The sequence below is a fragment of the Myxococcus stipitatus DSM 14675 genome (assembly GCF_000331735.1).
Lineage (GTDB): Bacteria > Myxococcota > Myxococcia > Myxococcales > Myxococcaceae > Myxococcus > Myxococcus stipitatus.
The window spans coordinates 473381-492835 of sequence record NC_020126.1 but is presented as its reverse complement, the minus strand read 5'-3'; the positions used below and the strand labels follow the sequence as shown (position 1 = coordinate 492835).

18 protein-coding genes are annotated in these 19455 nt (G+C 67.0%); 11 read left to right on the top strand and 7 right to left on the bottom strand.

What is annotated here, in order from left to right; all coding sequences use genetic code 11:
* Positions 1-68 precede the first annotated feature (68 nt).
* The 3 genes from MYSTI_RS01940 to MYSTI_RS01930 are packed head-to-tail and all read left to right on the top strand — an operon-like array spanning position 69 to position 2812.
* The gene (locus tag MYSTI_RS01940) at positions 69-986 is read left to right on the top strand and encodes an alpha/beta fold hydrolase (RefSeq protein WP_015346012.1); all 918 of its coding nucleotides are present in this window, start codon (positions 69-71) and stop codon (positions 984-986) included.
* A 39-nt stretch (positions 987-1025) separates the two neighbouring features.
* Entirely contained in the window at positions 1026-2096 is a 1071-nt protein-coding gene (locus tag MYSTI_RS01935) for a sensor histidine kinase (RefSeq protein WP_015346011.1), read from the top strand.
* Positions 2093-2812, top strand: a complete 720-nt coding sequence (locus MYSTI_RS01930; RefSeq protein WP_015346010.1) for a LytR/AlgR family response regulator transcription factor — start codon at positions 2093-2095, stop codon at positions 2810-2812. Before MYSTI_RS01935 ends, MYSTI_RS01930 begins: the two co-directional genes overlap by 4 nt.
* Before the next feature lies 1 nt (position 2813).
* Here the strand turns inward: MYSTI_RS01930 and MYSTI_RS01925 are convergent, their stop codons facing one another.
* The 6 genes from MYSTI_RS01925 to lspA (MYSTI_RS01900) form a co-directional block, all read right to left on the bottom strand.
* Positions 2814-3134: a hypothetical protein gene (locus tag MYSTI_RS01925; RefSeq protein ID WP_233278134.1), complete on the bottom strand. Its 321-nt coding sequence runs from the start codon at positions 3132-3134 to the stop codon at positions 2814-2816.
* A 262-nt stretch (positions 3135-3396) separates the two neighbouring features.
* The gene (locus MYSTI_RS01920; RefSeq protein WP_144369963.1) at positions 3397-3846 is read right to left on the bottom strand and encodes a hypothetical protein; all 450 of its coding nucleotides are present in this window, start codon (positions 3844-3846) and stop codon (positions 3397-3399) included.
* Between the two features lie 601 nt (positions 3847-4447).
* Positions 4448-5662: an MXAN_5187 C-terminal domain-containing protein gene (locus MYSTI_RS01915; RefSeq protein ID WP_015346007.1), complete on the bottom strand. Its 1215-nt coding sequence runs from the start codon at positions 5660-5662 to the stop codon at positions 4448-4450.
* Between the two features lie 41 nt (positions 5663-5703).
* Entirely contained in the window at positions 5704-7014 is a 1311-nt protein-coding gene (locus MYSTI_RS01910) for a prolipoprotein diacylglyceryl transferase (RefSeq protein ID WP_015346006.1), read from the bottom strand.
* Between the two features lie 89 nt (positions 7015-7103).
* The gene (gene lspA, locus MYSTI_RS01905; protein WP_015346005.1) at positions 7104-7715 is read right to left on the bottom strand and encodes a signal peptidase II; all 612 of its coding nucleotides are present in this window, start codon (positions 7713-7715) and stop codon (positions 7104-7106) included.
* Between the two features lie 32 nt (positions 7716-7747).
* Positions 7748-8371, bottom strand: a complete 624-nt coding sequence (gene lspA / locus MYSTI_RS01900) for a signal peptidase II (protein ID WP_015346004.1) — start codon at positions 8369-8371, stop codon at positions 7748-7750.
* Between the two features lie 142 nt (positions 8372-8513).
* Here lspA (MYSTI_RS01900) and MYSTI_RS01895 point away from each other — a divergent pair, with 142 nt between their 5' ends.
* A complete protein-coding gene (locus tag MYSTI_RS01895) occupies positions 8514-8870 on the top strand; it encodes an FAM210 family protein (protein WP_201768948.1) in 357 nt (118 codons plus the stop codon).
* Between the two features lie 58 nt (positions 8871-8928).
* Here the strand turns inward: MYSTI_RS01895 and MYSTI_RS01890 are convergent, their stop codons facing one another.
* Entirely contained in the window at positions 8929-10389 is a 1461-nt protein-coding gene (locus tag MYSTI_RS01890; protein ID WP_015346002.1) for an endonuclease/exonuclease/phosphatase family protein, read from the bottom strand.
* Positions 10390-10611: 222 nt separating this feature from the next.
* On the opposite strand from MYSTI_RS01890, the gene MYSTI_RS01885 reads away from it, so the two are divergent.
* The 7 genes from MYSTI_RS01885 (at position 10612) to MYSTI_RS01855 (ending at position 19398) form a co-directional block, all read left to right on the top strand.
* Positions 10612-11325, top strand: coding sequence for a Mut7-C RNAse domain-containing protein (locus tag MYSTI_RS01885; protein WP_015346001.1), 714 nt, complete (start codon positions 10612-10614; stop codon positions 11323-11325).
* A 191-nt stretch (positions 11326-11516) separates the two neighbouring features.
* A complete protein-coding gene (locus MYSTI_RS01880; protein WP_015346000.1) occupies positions 11517-12227 on the top strand; it encodes a hypothetical protein in 711 nt (236 codons plus the stop codon).
* A gap of 24 nt (positions 12228-12251) precedes the next feature.
* Positions 12252-12722 carry a c-type cytochrome gene (locus MYSTI_RS01875; RefSeq protein WP_015345999.1) on the top strand — a complete coding sequence of 157 codons (471 nt, stop codon included), beginning with the start codon at positions 12252-12254 and terminating at the stop codon, positions 12720-12722.
* Positions 12722-17017: a DUF4114 domain-containing protein gene (locus tag MYSTI_RS01870; protein WP_015345998.1), complete on the top strand. Its 4296-nt coding sequence runs from the start codon at positions 12722-12724 to the stop codon at positions 17015-17017. Before MYSTI_RS01875 ends, MYSTI_RS01870 begins: the two co-directional genes overlap by 1 nt.
* On the top strand, positions 17014-17544 hold the full coding sequence (locus MYSTI_RS01865) for a type IV pilus modification PilV family protein (protein WP_015345997.1): 531 nt from the start codon (positions 17014-17016) through the stop codon (positions 17542-17544). The genes MYSTI_RS01870 and MYSTI_RS01865 overlap by 4 nt, the downstream gene beginning before the upstream one ends.
* A complete protein-coding gene (locus MYSTI_RS01860) occupies positions 17541-18737 on the top strand; it encodes a PilW family protein (RefSeq protein WP_015345996.1) in 1197 nt (398 codons plus the stop codon). Before MYSTI_RS01865 ends, MYSTI_RS01860 begins: the two co-directional genes overlap by 4 nt.
* Before the next feature lies 1 nt (position 18738).
* Complete coding sequence (locus MYSTI_RS01855; RefSeq protein ID WP_015345995.1) at positions 18739-19398, top strand: pilus assembly FimT family protein; 660 nt, start codon at positions 18739-18741, stop codon at positions 19396-19398.
* Positions 19399-19455: the final 57 nt, after the last annotated feature.

The window sequence follows — 19455 nt, the reverse complement described above, 5'->3', positions numbered from 1 at the left end:
TCGGCACGTACCTTCCTCCTCGCCCGGCACCGCCTTTCCGGCGGCGTCCGTCACCGTGGGAGTCCTCCATGCGTCGTGCCCCTCTGCTGGCCACGCTCATCGCCCTGGCCTTCTTCTCCGGCTGCGCCACCACCGCGCCCTCCAGCGCGCCCGCGGCGCCCTCGCCCTTCCTGGTCAAGCGCTCGGGACAAGGGCGTCCCGTGCTGTTCATCCCCGGCCTCGCCTCGGCCGGCACCGTGTGGGACGACACCGTCACCCACTTCCAGGGGCAGTACGACTGCCACGTCTTCACCCTCGCGGGCTTCGCCGGTCAGCCCTCCATCCCCGCACCCTTCATGCCCACCGTGCGCCACGCGCTCGCCGAGTACATCCGCGCGCACGGCCTCCAGAAGCCCATCATCGTCGGACACAGCCTGGGCGGCGTGCTGGCGCTCGGACTCGCCGCCGATGCACCGGAGCTGGTGGGCGGCGTCTTCATCGTGGACAGCGTCCCCTTCCTCCCCGCGTTGATGTACCCAGGCGCCACCGCCGAGTCCGCGAAGCCCTTCGCGGAGCAGACCCGCACGCAGCTGCGCATGCAGACCGTGGAGCAGCGCAACCAGGGCTCTCGCCACGCGCTGAGCATCTACATCTCCGATGAAGCACACCGCGAGGTCGCCGCGCGCTGGGGCGCGGACTCCGACCCGGAGACCGTGGCTCAGGCCGTGTACGAGATGAGCGTCACCGACCTGCGCCCGGAGCTGTCTCGCATCACCGCACCCACCTTCGTGCTCGGCTCCTGGGTGGCCTTCCAGGGACGTGTTCCGCGCGAGACGGTGGAAGCCCTGTACCGCGGCCAGTACCAGAACCTCTCCACCGCGCGTGTCGTCATGCACGACACGGCCCGGCACTTCATCATGTGGGAGGACCCCCAGGGCTTCTTCACCGCCCTCGACGGCTTCCTGAAGGCCCACGCCCCCGTCGCGCGCATGGAGTTCCCGCGCTGAGCGTGGTGGACTCGCATCCTCTCGGCGGCAGGAGCTCGCATGTCTTCCCGACGCACCCTGGTCTATGCGGCCTGCCAGCTGGGCGGATGGGGCCTCTACGGCCTCTCGAACATCCTGCTGTCCCTCCTGTTCATCGCCACCACGTCCCGAGGCGGTGAGCAGTTCGCCGCCCGGACCGCCTGGACCGTGCTGATGTGCCTCTCGGGCGGACTCATCACGCACCTCGCCCGGTCCTGGCTGCCGATGCGTGAGTGGGTCCGCCTGCCGATGCGGCGGCTGGCCTTCCTCATCCCGCTCACCTGCTCGGCCTTGGGACTCGTGCAACAGGTCATCGGCCTGGTGCTCGCGTATCCGGTGCTGCACATCTACAGCGCCTCGGACTTCTCCTTCTCGTTCCTCATCACGGGAGGCGCCTTCTGGGCGGTGGTGATGTTGATGTGGCTGCTCACCTATCTCACCGTCCACTTCGTGGAGCAGGCGCGCGAGACGGAGCGGGAGCGCTGGCGGCAGGAGGTCGCCGCGCAGACGTCCGAGCTGCGCTTCCTCAAGGCCCAGCTCCAGCCGCACTTCCTCTTCAACTGCCTCAACAGCGTGCGAGCCCTCATCGTCGAGGACCCCGCCCGTGCTCAACAAGCCGTGACGCGGCTGTCCACCCTCCTGCGCCACGCGCTGTCCTCCCACGGCCCCGAGACAGTGCCGCTGTCCCAGGAGCTCCAGGTGGTGCGCGACTACCTGAGCCTGGAAGGCATCCGGCTGGAGGAGCGGCTCCGCGTGCGCGAGGACGTGGCCCCCGAGACCCTCGGCATCGCCGTGCCCGCGATGCTCGTGCAGACACTCGTGGAGAACGCCATCAAGCATGGCATCGCCCAGATGCCCGAAGGCGGCGAGGTGACTGTCCTCACTCGAGTGCGCGATGGCGCCCTCCTGCTGGAGGTGGCCAACACGCCCGCGCCCGTGGGAGCCCCCTCGCCGCCGCACTCCAACGGCGAAGGACTGCACAACGCCAGCGAGCGACTGCGCCTGCTGTGCGGCGTGGGGGCTTCACTTCAACTCGACCAGACGAGCGCGGTGCTGACGACGGCACGCGTCCGCATCCCCCTGTCCCCATGAGAGTCCTCATCGTCGACGATGAACGTCTGGCCCGCGCGGAGCTTCGCCGCTTGCTGGCCGCATTCCCGGACGTGGAGGTGGTGGGCGAGGCCACCCACGTGGAGCAGGCACGCCAGCAGGTGGAGGCACTCGCGCCGGACCTGCTGCTGCTCGACATCCAGATGCCCGGTGGCACGGGCTTCGATGTGCTCGAGCACCTGGACGAGCCCCCCGACGTCATCTTCACCACCGCCTATGACGCCCATGCCGTGCGTGCCTTCTCCGTCAACGCGCTCGACTATCTGCTCAAGCCCATCGAAGCGGAGCGGCTGGCCGAGGCCCTGGAGCGGGTTCGTCAGCGAGGCCACGTCCCACAGGCGCCGGAGTCCTCACGCCCCACGGGCACGCCGCTGGAGCGGGTCTTCGTGCGCGACGGAGAGCGCTGCTGGCTGGTGCAGTTGGCCCAGGTGCCGCTCATCAGCTCCGAGGGCAACTACTCCCGACTGCACCTGCCGGGACATCAGCCCCTGCTGCTGCGCTCGCTGAGCTACCTGGAGGAGAAGCTGGACCCGGCGCGCTTCTTCCGCGCCAGCCGCCAGCACCTCATCAACCTGGACTTCGTCGAGACGTTGGAGCCGGGCCCAGGAGGCACGCTGGTGGCGCGCCTGCGAGGAGGGCCGGAGGTGGAGATGTCTCGGCGTCAGTCGCTGCGGTTCCGCGAGCGGATGAGCCTCTGAGTCAGTTCGCGCCGCGCGGCCGCTTGGGCACTTTTCCGGAGGTCAGCACGGTGTCCACCGCGGCCACGCTGCTGCGGCGGCGCGACTGGCGCACACGCTCTTCCATCTTCTCGTAGTGCTTGAGGCGCGCGAGCATGTGCGCGTCCGAAGTCTGACAATGCAGCTGCGTCACTTCCTGGTGGCGACGACCTAACTCCTGCCACGTCTGGAGCATGGCCTGGTTTCCAAGAAGCCGCTCCTCCACGTTGTCCAGGACCGCGTCCATCTGCTCGGCCTCCGCCTCCAACGCGGCCAGACGTGCTCGTGCTTCCTCTGAAGGCATCGAGCATCCCGTCGTCACCGCGACCCCCACACCCACCAAAAGCCCGAGCCACCTCTGCATCCCCACATCGCCTCCCGCGTGTCTCGCGCCGGCCGAGAGTCTTCTCGCGCGAAGGCCAAGGTAGGGAGCCTCCCTTGGCGCGACAACCCGTGCGGGCCAACGGGATACCTCATTTTTCAGGGCACCCTGGCTCCTCTCATCCACCACTCCAAGTCGTGCACTTCTTCGAGAAAAAGGGAGGTCGTCCAGAGGACAGAACCCCTCACGGGCCGCGCAGCCGCGCCAGCCCGTAGACCAGCACCATGAAGACGGCGGAGAGCACGGCGGCATAGAGCGGCAGGAAGACGAACAGCAGGCCACCTTGCGCGTCGGCAGACGCCCCTTGGCACGCGAGGATCTGCGAGGCGAGCGAGGTCAAGAGGAACGCCCCTGTCCCGACCCTCAGCGTGAGACGCAGAGACGGACGCGAAGCCGCTGCTCGCCGGAGGAGCAACACGAAGAGCCCGAAGGCAACGAGGGGGGCTCCCGCGAAGGCCGTCGCCAAGAGATACGAGCCCCCACTCAAGGCGAACGGAGACTCCGTCGCGCTCGTGGCGTGCCAGAAGAAGACCTTGCTCACCACGACACTCACGGGATGCAGCGCGAGAATCCAGAGCGCCATGCCCCATGGGCCCAGCTTGGGAGGCAGAAGTTCCGGACGGGGTTCGGTCATGGAGGATTCCATCGCGAGAGAGCTCCCAGGCAAGTCTTCATGGGTTCAAGAACGCCCGAGGACAACGGCCCTGCGCCAAGAACCGCTCCGTCGGAGTGGCCCCCACGCCCCTGAAGCGACAATGAACTCATCCGACCGGAGTCGATGAAAAACCATGTTCACAATCGCTTGTCGGTTTGTGATGTCCCCAAGACGCAGCATGACACCAACCCCAAAGACATCCAACAAGAACGACTGAATCCTGCCGCAACTCCGACAACGACAGAATACAATCCCCCTCAAGGACCTTCACCCCAGGGCCATCGACCTTGATAAAACATTGCAAACGTCGGCTCCGCTCGATGCAGCCCTGTCGCCGATGACACGGGCGGGATTCATGCTCCTTGCACGTGACACCGGAACACGCACGCTTCCGCGCGACATCGCGGTCCCGGGAAGCCGTTCAGAGCGCTGTGCGAAGCGCATCTGCGTGAGCTCACGTGCCCCACGCTCCACACCTGGGAGATGCGCACATCCAGACGCGCGTCGTCGCAGTGGGTGAGCACCATCCACGGGCGCGACCCGCGCGCCCGAGGCCGTGAGTCCTGAGCAGGCGCGCCGTCTACTTCGGCACGGCCTTGAGCGAAGCCTTGCCGTCCTTGATGACGACCTTGAACTCCACCGCCTTCGCGTTGTGCTGCTTGAGCAGCTCCGGCACCTGCTTTCGCAACGTGGCCGCCACGGACTCGTAGGACAGCTTCGAGGTGTCCTCCTGGCAGCGCCGCTTCGCGGTGACGTAGGCGTCGTAGACGGCCCGCAGCTTGTCGTCCGACATGCCACCGCCGCCCGTCGCGGAAGGAGGCCTGGGCGCCGCGGCGGCGGCTGGCGCCGTCACCCTGGGCATCCCACCCGCCCCCGCGCCAGGAGCACTCGCCGCCGGCTTCGCGGTGGCCATCCCTGGAGGCACCGGCGCACTGCCCCTCGCCGGAGTCCCGCCCAGCGGCTGCGTCACCGTCGGCAAGCCTCGCGACGGGGTCCCCGCCACCGGTGCCACCGTGGGCTGGCCTCGTGGAGGGGTCCCCGCCACCGGTGCCACCGTGGGCTGTCCTCGTGGAGGGGTCCCCGCCACCGGTGCCACCGTGGGCTGTCCTCGTGGAGGTGTTCCCGCCACCGGCGCCACCGAGGGCACCGGCGTCACACCCGGCACCCCACTTCGCGCGACAGGCGCCACGCTCGGCATGGATGGAGTCGCGGCGGCCGGGGCCACCGTGGGCGTCCCCCGGAACGGAGTCCCCGTGGGTGCGGACACGGAGGCCGCTGCCGCCGAGATGGCCGCGGCCAGAGGGGGCTCGTTGACGGGGCGGGGGCGGACGAACTCCTCCACCTCCTCGAAGTCCATGTCGGAGATGTCCTCCGGCAGCTCCACCACGTTCTTCTTCGGGTCCTTCGCAGCCCCACCCCGGGCCTCGGCGCGGCGGCGCGCCTTGAAGAGGTCCCGCTTGTATGTGCCCGCTTCAATCTCCTGCAGCGTGCGCATCCAGAGCCGGTCGTAGGTGAGGAACTTGCTATGCACCGAGCCCACCCGGAACTTGGCGGCCGTGCTGCGGATGAACGACGTCTTGAGCCGGTTCACCCGCTTCTTGAAGTCGTCATGCGCCTTGGTGGGCGGATGACGGTCGAGCCCCATGAAGTACTGCTCGAAGAGGTTGCGCAGCGCGGCCAGCTCCGCCTCGAGCGCCTCACACTCTTGAAGCACAGCCTCGCTGGAGCTGGTGTCCGCCTGGGGCTTCGCGGAGGGAGTCTTGGCGGCGGACTGTCGGGCGTCGGGGGGCGGCATGACGCCTCAGAGTGTCCCCAACCCGCGCCCGAGGATCAACCTCACGCCGCAGACGGTGTAGGGCCCAGTCCGCCTGAAGGCTCGGCACCCACCCCTCGCCGCCCCTTCCGGTAGAGCAAGGTCGCCCCGAAGGCGAACATGCACAGCGAGATGAACTGACTGGTCGAGATATTGTACCAGGCCTCCAACGGCACCACCTCCGCCAGCCCCTGGGCCCCCATCGACTCCAGCAGGCCATGCAGCGTGCCGCGCTCCACGTCGCCCCGGAACAGCTCCACCGTGCTGCGCAGCACCGCGTAGGCCATCAGCCAGAGCGCGAAAATCTGCCCGTGGAAGCGGCGGAAGCGCCGCGCATACAGGAGCCCCACGAAGAGCCCCAGCTGCCCCAGCGATTCGAAGAGCTGCGTGGGATAGACGCCCAGCGTGTGCCCGTGCTGGAGCACCCAGTCGGAGATGCGCACCGCCTCGGGCACCGCCTGATGGAGCACTTGCCCCGTCGACTCCACGACGAAGCGCGTATCCTGCACCTGCGACGAGTACGCCAGGCTGGACGCACTCCCCACCTGCCCCAGCAGGTCCTGCGCGAGCCCCGCTCCGGGGAAGTGCACCGCGGTCGCCGAGCTGGCGGGCGCGACATCCCCCCAGCAGCACCCCGCACTGAAACACCCCAGCCGCCCCAGGCACTGGCCCAGCGACACCGTCGGGATGCACACGTCCGCCAGCCGCAGGAAGTCCATCCCGTGCGCGCGCGCGAAGAACCACGCCGCCACCGCCGCGCCAATCAGCCCGCCGTAGAAGACGAGCCCGCCGCCCAGCGAGAGCACCTGCGTCCAGTCCCGCGCGTAGTCCCGCCAGTTCACCAACACGAAGAGCAGACGGCTGCCACCGATGCCACCCACGAGCAGCCAGAAGGCCATGTCCATCACCTGCTCGCGCTTCTTCGGGCCCTCCACGTCCACCCACTGGCCATCCACCTGCTTGAGCTGACGCCACTCGTCCTGCGCGAGCCGGCCCGCCACCGTCAGCGCCGTCATGAAGCCGCCTGCCAGGAGCACGCCGTAGGTGTGCAGCGGAATGCCCTCGCCCTTGCCTCCAGGGAAGGCCTCCGCGGGCAGCGCGTACTTCAATCCGAACCACGCCAGCACCGCGCCCGCGACACCGAAGCCCGCGGCGCGCAGCACCCGGTCCGTGGTGTTCACCGGGGCTCGCACCCGCGTCTTCCCATCCAGCTCACCCTGCGCGCCCCGCCACCCGTTGAAGACGATGTAGCCCACCGTGCCCACGGCCACCGCGTACAGCAGCAGCTGCGCCCACAAGCTGGTGAAGGTGAAGCGGAAGAGGACGGGGAGCATGGAGACCTGCCGGATGGCGAGGAAAGCAGCGGAGCGAGGCGGGCCCACCCGAGGCCCGACAGCCCGACAGCCCTCCAGGACGTGGGACTTCAGGCGGCCTTCGTCGGCGCCGGTGCGGGCTTCTCCTTGCGGACGAAGGCATCCACCAGCAAGAGCCCCACGCCGACACAGATGGCCGCGTCGGCGATGTTGAACGACGGCCACGCCGCCTTGTCGAACCAGTGGGCTTCCAGGAAGTCGATGACGAAGCCGCGCGCCAGCCGGTCGATGTAGTTGCCCATCGCGCCGCCCAGCACGAGCGGCAGCCCCCACAGCGCCCACTTCTCCGCCGGGTCCGAGCCGGACAGCTTGCGGAAGTAGAAGACGATGAGGACCACCGCGCCCAGGCTCACGACATGGAAGAGCGGGCCGCGCTTGTCCGGGGACATGCTCCGGAACAAGCCCCACGCGGCGCCCGGGTTCTCCGCGTAGCGCAGGCGGAAGAAGTTCTCGGAGACCTCGATGCTGCGGCGAGGACGGTAGTGCAGGCCGTCGTAGCCCTGCGGAGGCGGGTCGCCGAACATGGCGCCCAGGCGCCCGCCCAGCGTCTCCTGCCCCTGCATCTGGGAGGTCAGCTCGCGGACGACCAGATACTTCGTCCACTGGTCCAGCACGATGACGCCAAGGGCGACGACGAGGAGGATGACGTATTTGCGAGGCACGCCCCGGGCTTACACCACGAGGCCCCCGCCCGTCACGGATTGGGGCTCTGCGTCAGCGGCGCACCCACGGACTCCGGCCGGCGCACCCGCAGCGAGTCCAGCAGCATGAAGGCCACGCCCACGCAGATGGCCGCGTCCGCCACGTTGAAGGTGGGCCAGCGCATGCCTGGCTGGTTGCGCCAATGCCAGTCGATGAAGTCGATGACGTAGCCGCGAACCAGCCGGTCCAGGAAGTTGCCCAGCGCGCCGCCCGTGATGAGCGCCAGCGCCATGCGCACCAGCCGCTGGTCCATGGAGGTCCGGCGGTACATCAGGAAGATGAAGGACAGCGCCGCCAGGCTCACGACGTGGAAGAACACCCGCCGCACGCCGTCGGGCAGGTTCGCGAACAAGCCCCACGCGGCCCCCGGGTTCTCCACATAGCGGAAGTGCCAGTAGTCCTCGATGAAGCGATAGGGGCGGGTCACCCGCCGCTCGCCCTCCGGAGGCGGGTTGTTGTCCAGGTTGTGCTGGGTGAAGTACCCCGTCACCCGGGAGAGGCCCTCACGCCCGTCCAGGGCATCCGTCAGCCGGGACACAGCCAGATACTTGGTCACCTGGTCGGCGAGGAGCACCGTGGTGGCCACGAGGAAGAGGAGGCGAAGGGAGGCTTTCATGACGCGTCCCTGTCCTCTAACCCGCCCCCAGCAGCCCTGACAACCCAGAGAGCCCAACACCTTGGCCGCGGCCTGCCTGCTCTGTCTCCCGGCCAGCGCTTCTTTGGGGCATGGTGGAGACATGTCGCCTGTTGAGCCTCCCGTGAATCCCCCAGTCTCCGACACATCCCCACCCGCCCCGACCCAGGCGGCCTCGCCCGAGAAGCCGTCGCTGATGGCGCGCTTCAAGAACCTGATGCTGGAGTATGGCCCGGTGGCCATCGTGACGAACTTCGCCCTCCTCGGGCTGATGCTCGCGGGCTTCTACGTGGCCATCGAGCTGGGCTTCCAGCCGTCCAGCGCGGGCGCGAAGGCGGGCACCCTCGCCGCGGCCTATGCGGCCACGCAGGTGGTGAAGCCCCTGCGGTTCGCGGCGGTGTTCGTGCTCACGCCGCTCATCGCTCGCATCCCGGTCGTGGCCCGATTCCTCGAGCGCAACAAGCACAAGTGGCAACCCTGACCCGACGCGGCGACCCCAGCATGGGCCGCCGCGCCTGGGTGTCCGTCCAGCCGAGCGGCTAGTACGGGACGACGAAGTCCTTCACCACGCCCATGTGCTGCATGTTGGACGCATCGCTGTCACCCGCCTGCACCGGGGCAATCTCCGACAGCGGGGTGTAGACGCGGCTGTCGAGCACCAGGCCATTCGGGAACTGGCTGGAGCCGATGACGGTGGCCGTGCGGTACTGGTTCAGGTCCGCGTCCACCAGCACGTGGTCATAGGGCTTGGCGCGCGAGGCATTGGTGCCCGTCTTGCCATTGCGGTCCGCGGGGTACGGCGCGGAGGTGATGACCACATCCGAGAACGTGCCGAAGCAGGACTCGCTGAAGGAGTCGGTGTTGAGGTCGCCACCGATGACCAGGTAGTCGTCCTCGGGGACGTTGGCCGTGATGTAGTTGACGAGGTTGCGCGCCTCGGTGTTGCGCACGCCGGCGCTGCGGGTCAGCAGGTGCACGCTCACGACCCAGAGGTCCTTCGTCCCCGGGATGTCGATGCGCGCCCACGCGAAGTCACGGTTGCTGACCTCCACGTCCGTCCACTCACCGGAGGCGATGATGGGCCAGCGGCTGATGATGCCGTTGGGAATCTGCGCGCCCGTCTCCCGGTAGTACGAGAAGCTCGAGCCGAACGTCGACGAAACCATCTCGCGGATGTCCGCCGTGGAGTTGCTCTTGTAGTTGAACTCCTGGATGAGCACGACGTCGGGGTCCACCCCCTGCATCAGCCGGAGGCCGTGGCCCGGGTCGTAGTCCTGCCCGTTACCGCTGGTGAGGTTCGCCGCCATGACGCGGATGTTCGTGGTGCCACCGCCCGAACCGGCGTCAGTGCCCGCGTCCGTGTCCGTGCCGGCGTCGGTGCCCGCGTCCGTGGCAGGACCCGCGTCCGTGTCCGTGCCGGCGTCGGTGCCCGCGTCCATGTCCGTGCCCGCGTCGGTGCCCGCGTCCGTGATGGGACCCGCGTCGGTGCCCGCGTCCGTGTCCGTGCCCGCGTCCGTGTTCGTGCCCGCGTCGGGGTCCGTGCCCGCGTCCGTGTTCGTGCCCGCGTCGGTGTTCGTCCCGGAGTCGGTGTCCGTGCCGGAGTCGGTGTTCGTCCCGGAGTCGGTGTTGGTGCCGGAGTCCGTGCCCGAGTCAGTCGTCTCGCCGCCGTCGTCCTGGCCTCCCGAGGTGCACGCCTCCGTGGGCAGGCAGTAGGACGCCGAGCCCGCGCCACCGATGGGGCAGCACGCCGCCTCCGCCGTGCCACACGCGGTCTGCGCATCGCAGGGGCGGACACAGACGGCGCGGTCATAGTGCGGGACGATGCGACATTCCTCGCCCGTGCCGCACGGCGACGCCAGGCTCGGGTTGCACTCCTTCCACAGGACACCACCGTCCTCGGTGGGATGCGGAACCTTGGGCGGATTGGAGTCACCGCACGCAAGAGCAAACAGCGTGAGCGTCATCGACGCGCACGCGAGATAGGAAAGGGTCTTTTTCATGCGTCCGGCCTGCTTCCAGGGGTGACGATTCAAGGGTTGGCTCCGCCTGCGACCGGCACGCGGATAAGCCGAGCAGTATAGTGGACCTGTCGGGTTACAGTCCCGCGACATACCGCTGATTCGTACGTTTACAGTGGTGAAACCTGAGTCACGGTTCACCCCGATGCCCACTCCGCCCAGCTTCCCGGTCTCTCCTCCGTGTGGAGCCAGGAGTCCCTTCTCATGGTGAGCGTGCGATTCCAGGGGAGGTTGAACGACTTCCTTCCTCCCGAGAAGCGAGGCACGGAGCTGGAGGTGACGCCCCTGGGCTCGCCGGCCGTCAAGGATCTGCTCGAGTCACTGGGGCCGCCACATCCCGAGATGGGCGAGGTGCGCGTCGACGGTGCCCTGGTGGAGTTCGGGCACCGGCTGGCGCCCGGCTCACGGGTGGAGGTCTTTCCCTCCCGGGGAGTGGTGGAGGGGGTGCCCCGCTTCGTCCTGGATGTGGGGCTGGGGCGGCTGTCGGGGTTCCTGCGGATGCTGGGCTTCGACACGCTCTGGCGGAATGACTACCGGGATGACGAGCTGGCGCGCGTGTCGAGCTCGGAGGCTCGCATCCTGCTGACCCGAGACATCGGCGTGCTCAAGCGGGGCGAGGTGCGCTTGGGCTACTTCCCTCGCGCGACGGACCCGGCGGAGCAACTGGTGGAGGTGGTCCGGCGGTATGGGCTGGGGGCGCGGATGAGTCCGTTCTCCCGATGCATCGCCTGCAACGCGCCCCTGAGCCCGGCGGCGCCGCATGAGGTGGTGGGGCGCGTCCCGGAAGGGGTCGCGGAGCGGCACACGCGCTTCCAGCAGTGCCCGGACTGCCGCCGGGTCTTCTGGGCCGGGACCCACCAGGAACGGATGCAGGCCTTGGTGGACCGGCTGCGCACCTTGGAGGTCCAGGAAGGTTGATCCATGCTACGCAAACCGAAGTGACCTCGCACTTTTTGCGAGGTCACTGATGCCTCAGACCCAGGGTTTGAGTCCCACGTACGCAAAGAATTTCAGTGGGTTACAACCTTGATGTAGTGGGCACATGGGTTGCTAAATGTACGAGAATTCCACCACTCCCCTGCTTGGGGCGGGGGCAGAGGAGCAGTGAGATGCCGTCCCAGAACAAGGCCCGGAACCGAGTGAACCGGGGATTCACACTGCTCGTCGCACTGGGGGTCGTCCTCGTCGTGACCATGGCGGTGATGCTGAGCTACCGGGTGGTGGGACGCGAGGCGGACACCCAGGCGGATGCGCGCCGGCAGAAGGAAGCCTTCTTCGCGGCGGAGGCGGGCTTGGCCGAAGGACGCGAGGCCATCCGGCTGCGTCTGGGCAATGACCAGCGGTATGGGCAGGTGCTCTCGGATCTGAATGGCGCCATCGTCCAGGACCTCGGAATCAAGGGCGCAGTTCCCGCCTGGCGAGAGCTCCTGCCAGGAACGGGCCCGGGTGGCTGGAACTACCTGAGCTTGTCGCCGACCACGCTGCAGCCGGCGGAGAAAGCCAGCGCGGGCGGAGAGCCGTACGTCGACTACCCCGAGCAGAACAACGTGCGTTACCGCGTCTTCGTTCGCGATGACATCGACGACGGGAGCGAAACCATCGACGCGAATGGGCAGGTGTGGATTGCCGCGGTCGGCGAGGTCGTGAACGCCCAGGGTCGCCCCACGAGAGCCATCGTCCAAGCACTCGTCTCCAACCAGAACGCGCCCGTGGCCAACAGCCCTGGCTGCACCAGCCGTGGCTGCGGCCCGGACAACACCTTCAATAACACTCAAGACCAAAGCGCCCCCGACACCAGCGTCGTGCGCACCCTTCCCTAGGACCCGCAGTCCAGCGAGTTCCCCATGAAATCCATTCCTCTCCTCGCGCTGATGTTGTTGCCAGGTTTTGCCCATGCCAACGACGCGGGCAAGAACGCCTTCGACAGAGCCTGCGCGAGCTGCCACACCGTCACGCCCCCCGCCACACAGCAACAACAGCTCAACAAGACAGGGGCACCCGCGACCGCTCGACAACAGGGCGAACGCCGGTACGAGCTGGGCGACCTCGTCCACAAGCGTACGCCCGAGCAGCTCCAGGCCTGGATTCAGGCCCCCAACCAGGTCCAGAAGAACACCCGGTGCGACACGCGAGGCATCGCGCCCGCCGAGCGGGACCAGGTGCATGCGTACTTGCTGCTCAGTGCCCGACCGCCTCCACCGACACGTGAGGAGCTGTTGCAGCAGCAGCTCGCGGAAGAACTCTCCACCCGCCGCGCGAAGAAGCGCGCGTCACCCCATCCATCTTCGTCCCGCCCAGACCAGGGGAAGAAGTAATGCGAATCCTCATTCAAAGCCTCGCGGCTCTTCTCCTGTTGGCCACGTCCCCCGCGCAAGCCCAGCAAGGCACCAACCTGTGTGAGTCCCACCTGGACCAGGACCGCCAGGCAGGATTCAAGACGCCAGGGTCTGGCTACGGGTCCATGTCTTCCGGAGGCAATCCCCTCAAGGACCCCATCCTCATCCGCAACCCCGGGCCCAACGGATACCTCCAGCTCAATACCAATCAGGTCGAGCTCGACGCCGAGGAAATCTCCTTCCCCTTCGACCAGCGCGTCACCATCAGCTACGTGTTCGAGTCCGCCGGTGCGTCCCATGCACTGGGCTATCTCTACCTGGACGAGGCCATCACCGCGGGCTACGTGAACGCCAGCGGGACCCTGCTGGATGACAACAACAACGGCATCCTCGACCTGCACGAAGACCTCTTCAACGTCCAGTCCTCCACCGATACGGACAGGTACGTCGGCCCTCGGACCGCGCTGGGCGCTCCCAACCGGCGCTGCACGAGGACGTTCACCGACCTGGGCGGCAAGTCCTATTACGAGCCTGAAATCGCCATGCGGGACGACTGCGCGGCGACACATGTGGTGAACAACGCCATCGCGGATGCCCGTCCCAACAAGACCACGGACAACATCAAGGCGGACGTGGTGGGCCGGGCGAACGGCTCAGGAAACGCCGCCGCGAGCTCCTACTCCGACAGAGGCCTGTTCCCTCGGATTCCGAACCTGCTCGAGCCCAAGGACCCGGCCAACGGAGGCAAGGGCATCGGGCAGATGGTCTTCCTGCTCGCCGATGACGACGGCCAGGAGACGACCTACGGTGGGCTCGCCCCCGTGGGCGATATCGACGAGTACGGAGACAACGGCGTCCCTGACTACGACGTCTCGAAGTACGACAACCGTGGCGTCGTCCGAGCGGTCAACCCCGACCCTGGATTGACTCTCAACGACCGCACCGTGGACCTGGGCATCATCAAGGGTGGGAGGGAGATCGTCTTCTTCCTGGTCGTCTACTACGACTCGAACCACTCCCCGGGTCCAACGGGTGCTGGCAACGTCTACCCTTGCCTCAAGCAAGATCCAGCCGGCAAGTGCCTCATCCATATCCGCTCGCCCATCTCGGTCTTCTTCTCCAAGGCGGAATGGAACCTGGACCAGAACGCCGATGACGACACGGTCGTGGCCGCGCGCAACATTGGTTGCGCCTACGAAGCAGGTTGCAACCGGGACGACCCCAACAACGATACGGGCGACTCGTGCCGGGTGGGCACCACCCCGGAATACCTCTGCGGCTGGCTGGACGGGCCGAAGACCTCGGTCGGCACCGCCCTCCACCGGCTGAAGAACGAGGCCACGTACAACTTCCTGGACATGCCCATGGAGCGCGTTCAGGTGACCCGTCCCACGGGCACACGAAACGCCATGCCTCACGTCATCGTCGGCGCGCCCACGACGGACCGCTTCCGCTGGATTCTGGGGTTCGAGGACATCCCGGGCGGTGGTGACCGAGACTTCAACGACGTCGTGTTCGTCATCAACAAGGTGAACGGCGGCGTCAATACGTCCGGAGACATGTCGGGAGGCATTGGCGGAGACATCTCGCCCCAGAATGCAGAGGACTTCGTCATCACCCGCGTTCGCTTCACGCGAGAGGATGACACGGTGCCCCCCAGTCCTCGGACGTCTCCGGCGTGTCGCCAGGTCGGCACCTCGTGCTGGACGGAGGCGGTCGCCGGTGCGTGCACACGCCCCAACTCCACCCCCCCCAGCATCCAGTACTCCATCGCGGTGGACTGCAACATCTGCACAGGAACCGGTGCCGGCGCGACGTGCACGCCGAATCCCGACCCCTTCTGGATTCCGGTGCCGTTCGACACTCCGACGCAGAAGACCAAGGAGATCGACCTGCTGGAGCTCGGCTACACCGGCTCGCAGCTCTGCTGGAAGGTGAACATCACCAGCCCCAACGAGTCGTGTGTGCCCGTCATCAACAACGTCAACGTGGGCTACCAGGCCGTGCGCGCGGGCAGCTACTCGCGCTCCTCGCCATCCGCGGTGGGTAACGCCATCGTCTGGGGTGTGAATGAGACTCCGGGCAAGGCCTGGGGACAGAACTGGCCAGGAACGGGCCTGCCCGCGCCGGCCATCCGTGCGTATGACCATCGCAAGGACTATTCGGTGCGCGGCAGGCTCTACTTCCGGTCGCTCTACAATCCGGAGACGCCCAACCAGACGACGGTCACCCAGCGCTGGGATGCGGGCCAGGTGATGGCCCTGTCTTTCCGCAATGGGGACAATCCACTCGACCGCAAGCTCTACACCATGGCGAGCAACGGCAGCCGCACCACCGTCAGCAAGGAGATGGAGGATGGTGATAACAACAGTCCCCTCTTCCCGGACTCGCTCTGTGACACCTTTGCCAATGGTCGCTACGTCTACGACCTGAACCACGACGACATCTGCGGCACGCCGACCATCACCCTTCCCTTGTCGAAGCACATCACCGGTGAAGAGAACGACCGCAACTTCCTGCGCGAGTGGATCTACGGCTGGGAAGACCGACTCACCCCCGCGCCCTCCAACGTGAAGCGCCCCTGGCAGATGGGTGGCATCAATCTGTCGACTGTTGCCATCGCGGTGCCTCCGTACCTGGACACCTGGGCCCTGAATACGCGCTCGTCCGAGCGTGACGAGTACCGGCGCAACTTCATGGACCGCTTCAAGGACCGCCCCACGCTGGCCTACGTTGGGACGATGAACGGCTTCCTGCATGCGTTCGATACAGGAGCGTTCCGCAACGGGGCCACGGACCCTTGCGCTGGCACCTTCCAGTTGCGTGGCTTCTTCGAGCCCGTGAGCGCGAGCTGCGCCCCGTCCCCCGTCGCGCGCAAGTACGGCACCGGTGAAGAAGAGTTCGCGTACATGCCGCGCATGCTGCTCGACCGCTACGTCCACACCTACGTCCAGCACGTGAGCCTGAACAACCCACCGAAGCCGCAGATGGATGCCTCGCCGACCATTGCCAACGTGGACTTCGGCATTCCAGGCCAGCCCGCGTGGACGCCCAGGACCATCGAGTCGAAGACCGAGGGAGCCAAGACGGTGCTCGTCTCCGCATCCGGCCGCAGCAGCCCCGTGGTCTTCGCGCTCGACATCACCGACCCGAGCGCGAGCCACTTCCCCGCTCCTTTGTGGGAGTTCGACCTGGCTGACACCACCCGCCTCAACGCCTTCACGACGGCGGCGCTCGCCAATCCGGCCGTGCAGATTCCGGATGGCACGGGTTCACGCCATGCCCCCTCCGTGGTGCGGCTGGCGTGGGGCTCCGCCAATGAGCCCGTGTGGGCCGCCATCGTCGGCACCGACTACGTCCCCGCCGGGGGCCGTGCCGGCGCGCTCTACATTCTCGACATGAAGACCGGCAAGCCGCTCGACTACACCAATGGGGCCGCGGGCCGGAACGCAGGCGTCATCACCTTGGACAACGGCTCCGGCGTCGCGGCGGAGAGCGCGCTGGTCGACCTCGACCGGGATGGCAACTACGACGTCATCTACGTCCCCACCACCGCCGGCAGTGTCTACCGCATCAACCTGGATGACATCTCCACGTCCCGGCTCCTGGGGCGCAAGGTGAAGACCTGCAAGGTGGCCAGTGCTCCGGTCGCCGCCACCGACAGCACGCTGGCGGGCAATCCCGCTGGCACGGCCCACTTCCAGCAGATCTACTCGAACATCGCGGTGCGGGTGGTCCGGGAGGGAACGACGAAGGTGCGCTTCTACTTCGGCACCGCCGACAACCCGGATGAGTTCGGCGACGGACCGCCGAACAAGGCCAACTACCGCTACCACCTGATGGCCTTCGAGGATGCGAACCCGACGGGCACCGGCGCCTGTGAGTTGCTCGAGCCCCTCTGGGTGGAGCCGCTGGACCCCGGCCAGGTTGTCTGGGGTGGCGTGTCGCTCAGTGGTGACAAGGTCCATGCCACCACGGCCGTGGGCACGTCCGCGGACCTGTGCAACCTGAGTGAGACGGAGAGCGGCAAGTTCTATCAGGCCCAGCAGTTGCCGGACGGCAACGGCAGGTCGGCGGTGACCAGCACCTCCCTGCAGGGGCACGGAGTGAGTGCCCCCGTGGTGCATGACCAGCATGTGTTCGCCCTCACCGCCACGGGTGAAATGAAGATGATTGGCGATGACAAGTGGAACAATGGCGCGGCAAACCCAGGGAGCATGCGTTCACGGGTTCTCGTGTACGACCCGATTCCCGACGGGAGGTTGCCGCGATGAAGTACGGGCTGTCTCGCGCCTCTCGGGGCGTCACGCTCCTGGAGGTGCTGGCGACCATGGCGGTGATGCTCTTGGGCATCGCGGCGGTGATGACGTTGGTGACGCATATCAGCGCCTCCAACCGTCGCACCCTCACCGCGACCCAAGCGCAGCTCATCGCCGAGCGCACGCTGGAAGACATCGCGTCCAGGGGGTGCTCGGCGGATCCACCGTGCTCCAATCTGGTGGGGTTCGACAAGCAACGCACCACCCTGTGGCAGACGGCGCAGGGGAGGATTCTGACAGCCGCCCCCGCCACGGGCTCCGGCATCGTCGCGAGGGAGTACGAGGTGGCGGTTGATGTCGACATCAGCATGGACATGGCCAGCATCGAGGGCGGCGTGGCGGGCACGCCAAGCATCCTGAGGGACCTGGCCGGTCCGTCGAGCAGAGGCAGGCTGGCCAACGTGCGGGTGTCCGTGAGCTGGCTCGAGCCGGCGCGCACGGGGCGACAGGTGGTGGTCTTGCAGACGCGGGTGGCGCCATGAGCAGAGGAGAATCCCGGGGCTTCACGCTTCTGGAAGTGATGATTGCCAGCGCGATAGGGGTCATCGTGCTGGGAATCGGCTTGGTGGCGGGCATGCAGATGCAGCGGCGCGCCATCTTCGAGGAACAGACGATGGTGGCGCAGTCCACCGGGCGCGCGGTGAAGGACCTGCTCGCCAGCGATGTGGCTCGCGCGGGCATGGGCATGGGCAACGCGCCCATCACCTTCTCCGACGGGGACAGCCGCTTCGCCATCCAGGTCTGGAACGAGCTGGACATGACGACCGCGCATGCCCCGGTCTTCGCGGCGGACCCCAGTTTCGAGTTCCCTCCCTCGGGCCCCCTCTACGGAGACATGCGCTCGGATGTCTTGCAGCTCCACTGGGGAGACACACGCACCCTGGTCAACATGGCCCCGTGCGCGCCCGCCGGAAATCCTCCGGCTGCGACAGGCCCCATCCGAACGGGAAACTCCTCCACATTCTGCACGGCGCTCGGCTCGCCCACGAGTCTGCAACCCCCCAATGGACAGACGACCCCCGCCATCCTCGTCAATCCACAGGGCAGTGTCGCGTGCCACATCGAAGTCTCACAGGTCCAGTCGGCATCGAATCGCATCAACGCCAACCCTGGGAGGGCGAACAACTCCATCACGACGGGGGCCTGTGGTGATGCGGGGCACACGGACTGGAGGAAAGAGGGGTGGCTCACCATGGGCACGGTGAGTGCCACCTACCGGGTGAACTGGGCGAGCGGAATCCCCACGCTCGAGTATCTGGCACCAGGGGCCGCGACATGGGTGCCCATCAGCCGCGACGTGGAGCGACTGAAGATTCGCCAGGCGGTGATCAACTTCGGGGCGCCGAACGATCCCTATCGCTGGTTCCCGGATGATTCCGTCAGCCGGCCTTCGATCGATACTTGCACACGAGCCATGGGCGCTGTCTGCGTTGCGGATACCTCGGCGGGCACCAACCCAGGGAGCGACGCGGAGCTGCGCGACCTGTTGAGGGAGCGGGTGCGTGAGCTTGAAATCTCCCTCGTCATCCGGACGCCGCGCTCGGACCCCAGCATCGTGAATCCATACCAGAGAGAGGAGGGGTTCCCGCTGGATGGCTTCAAGCGGCGCACCTTCACCTTCCGGGTGACGCCGAGAAACTTCGTGTCAGCGGGCAAGCAGCCCACGGGAACATAAGATGCACACGCGGGGAATGACTCTTCTGGAGATGATGATAGCACTGGCCGTCGTGTCGGTGGTGCTGTCCTTGGCACTGGTTGGCATCCAACGACCCATCGAAGGACAGCGAGAGGCAACGGTCACTCGGGAGTTGTGGTCATCCGCGCTTCAAGCCCGCCAGAGGGCACTGGCCACCAATCAGCCTGTGCGCTTCGTGGTGGAGCCCGATGTCACGCTGCCCGACGGGACGCAGCAGACGGTGGCTCGGTGGGAGCGGCTGAAATGCGAAAATGACTGGGACAACAACACCTGTCCCCGTGCGAGTTGTCTGAATACGACCTGTCGTGGTGACAGCAGTTGCTGCGACGAAGTGGGGCCGGACATCATCATCCCGTCGACGGTCAACGCTCAGTCGGTTCACGGACTTTGCTACCTGCCTGGACTGGGCCGTGCGGTGAAGCCCGTTCTTCCCGATGCGCCGCTCGGTTGCATGACGGGCCAGCTCGGCAACGCGGCCGCCTTGATGGCCGCTGCACCAGGCAACCTCCGCCTCTCCTTCACCTCGGGCCGCCCACGCAGCCTGCTCATGGTGGAGCCGCTGACCGGTTTGTCGAGCCTGCTGGATTGCGACTCCGTGCGAGCCCAGAAGCATCCTGCTCCCGAGTGCACGACGAACTGAAGAACCAGACTCGCGTCAGGGATAGACGCACCACGGGCCCGTACCTGTCTCCAGGTC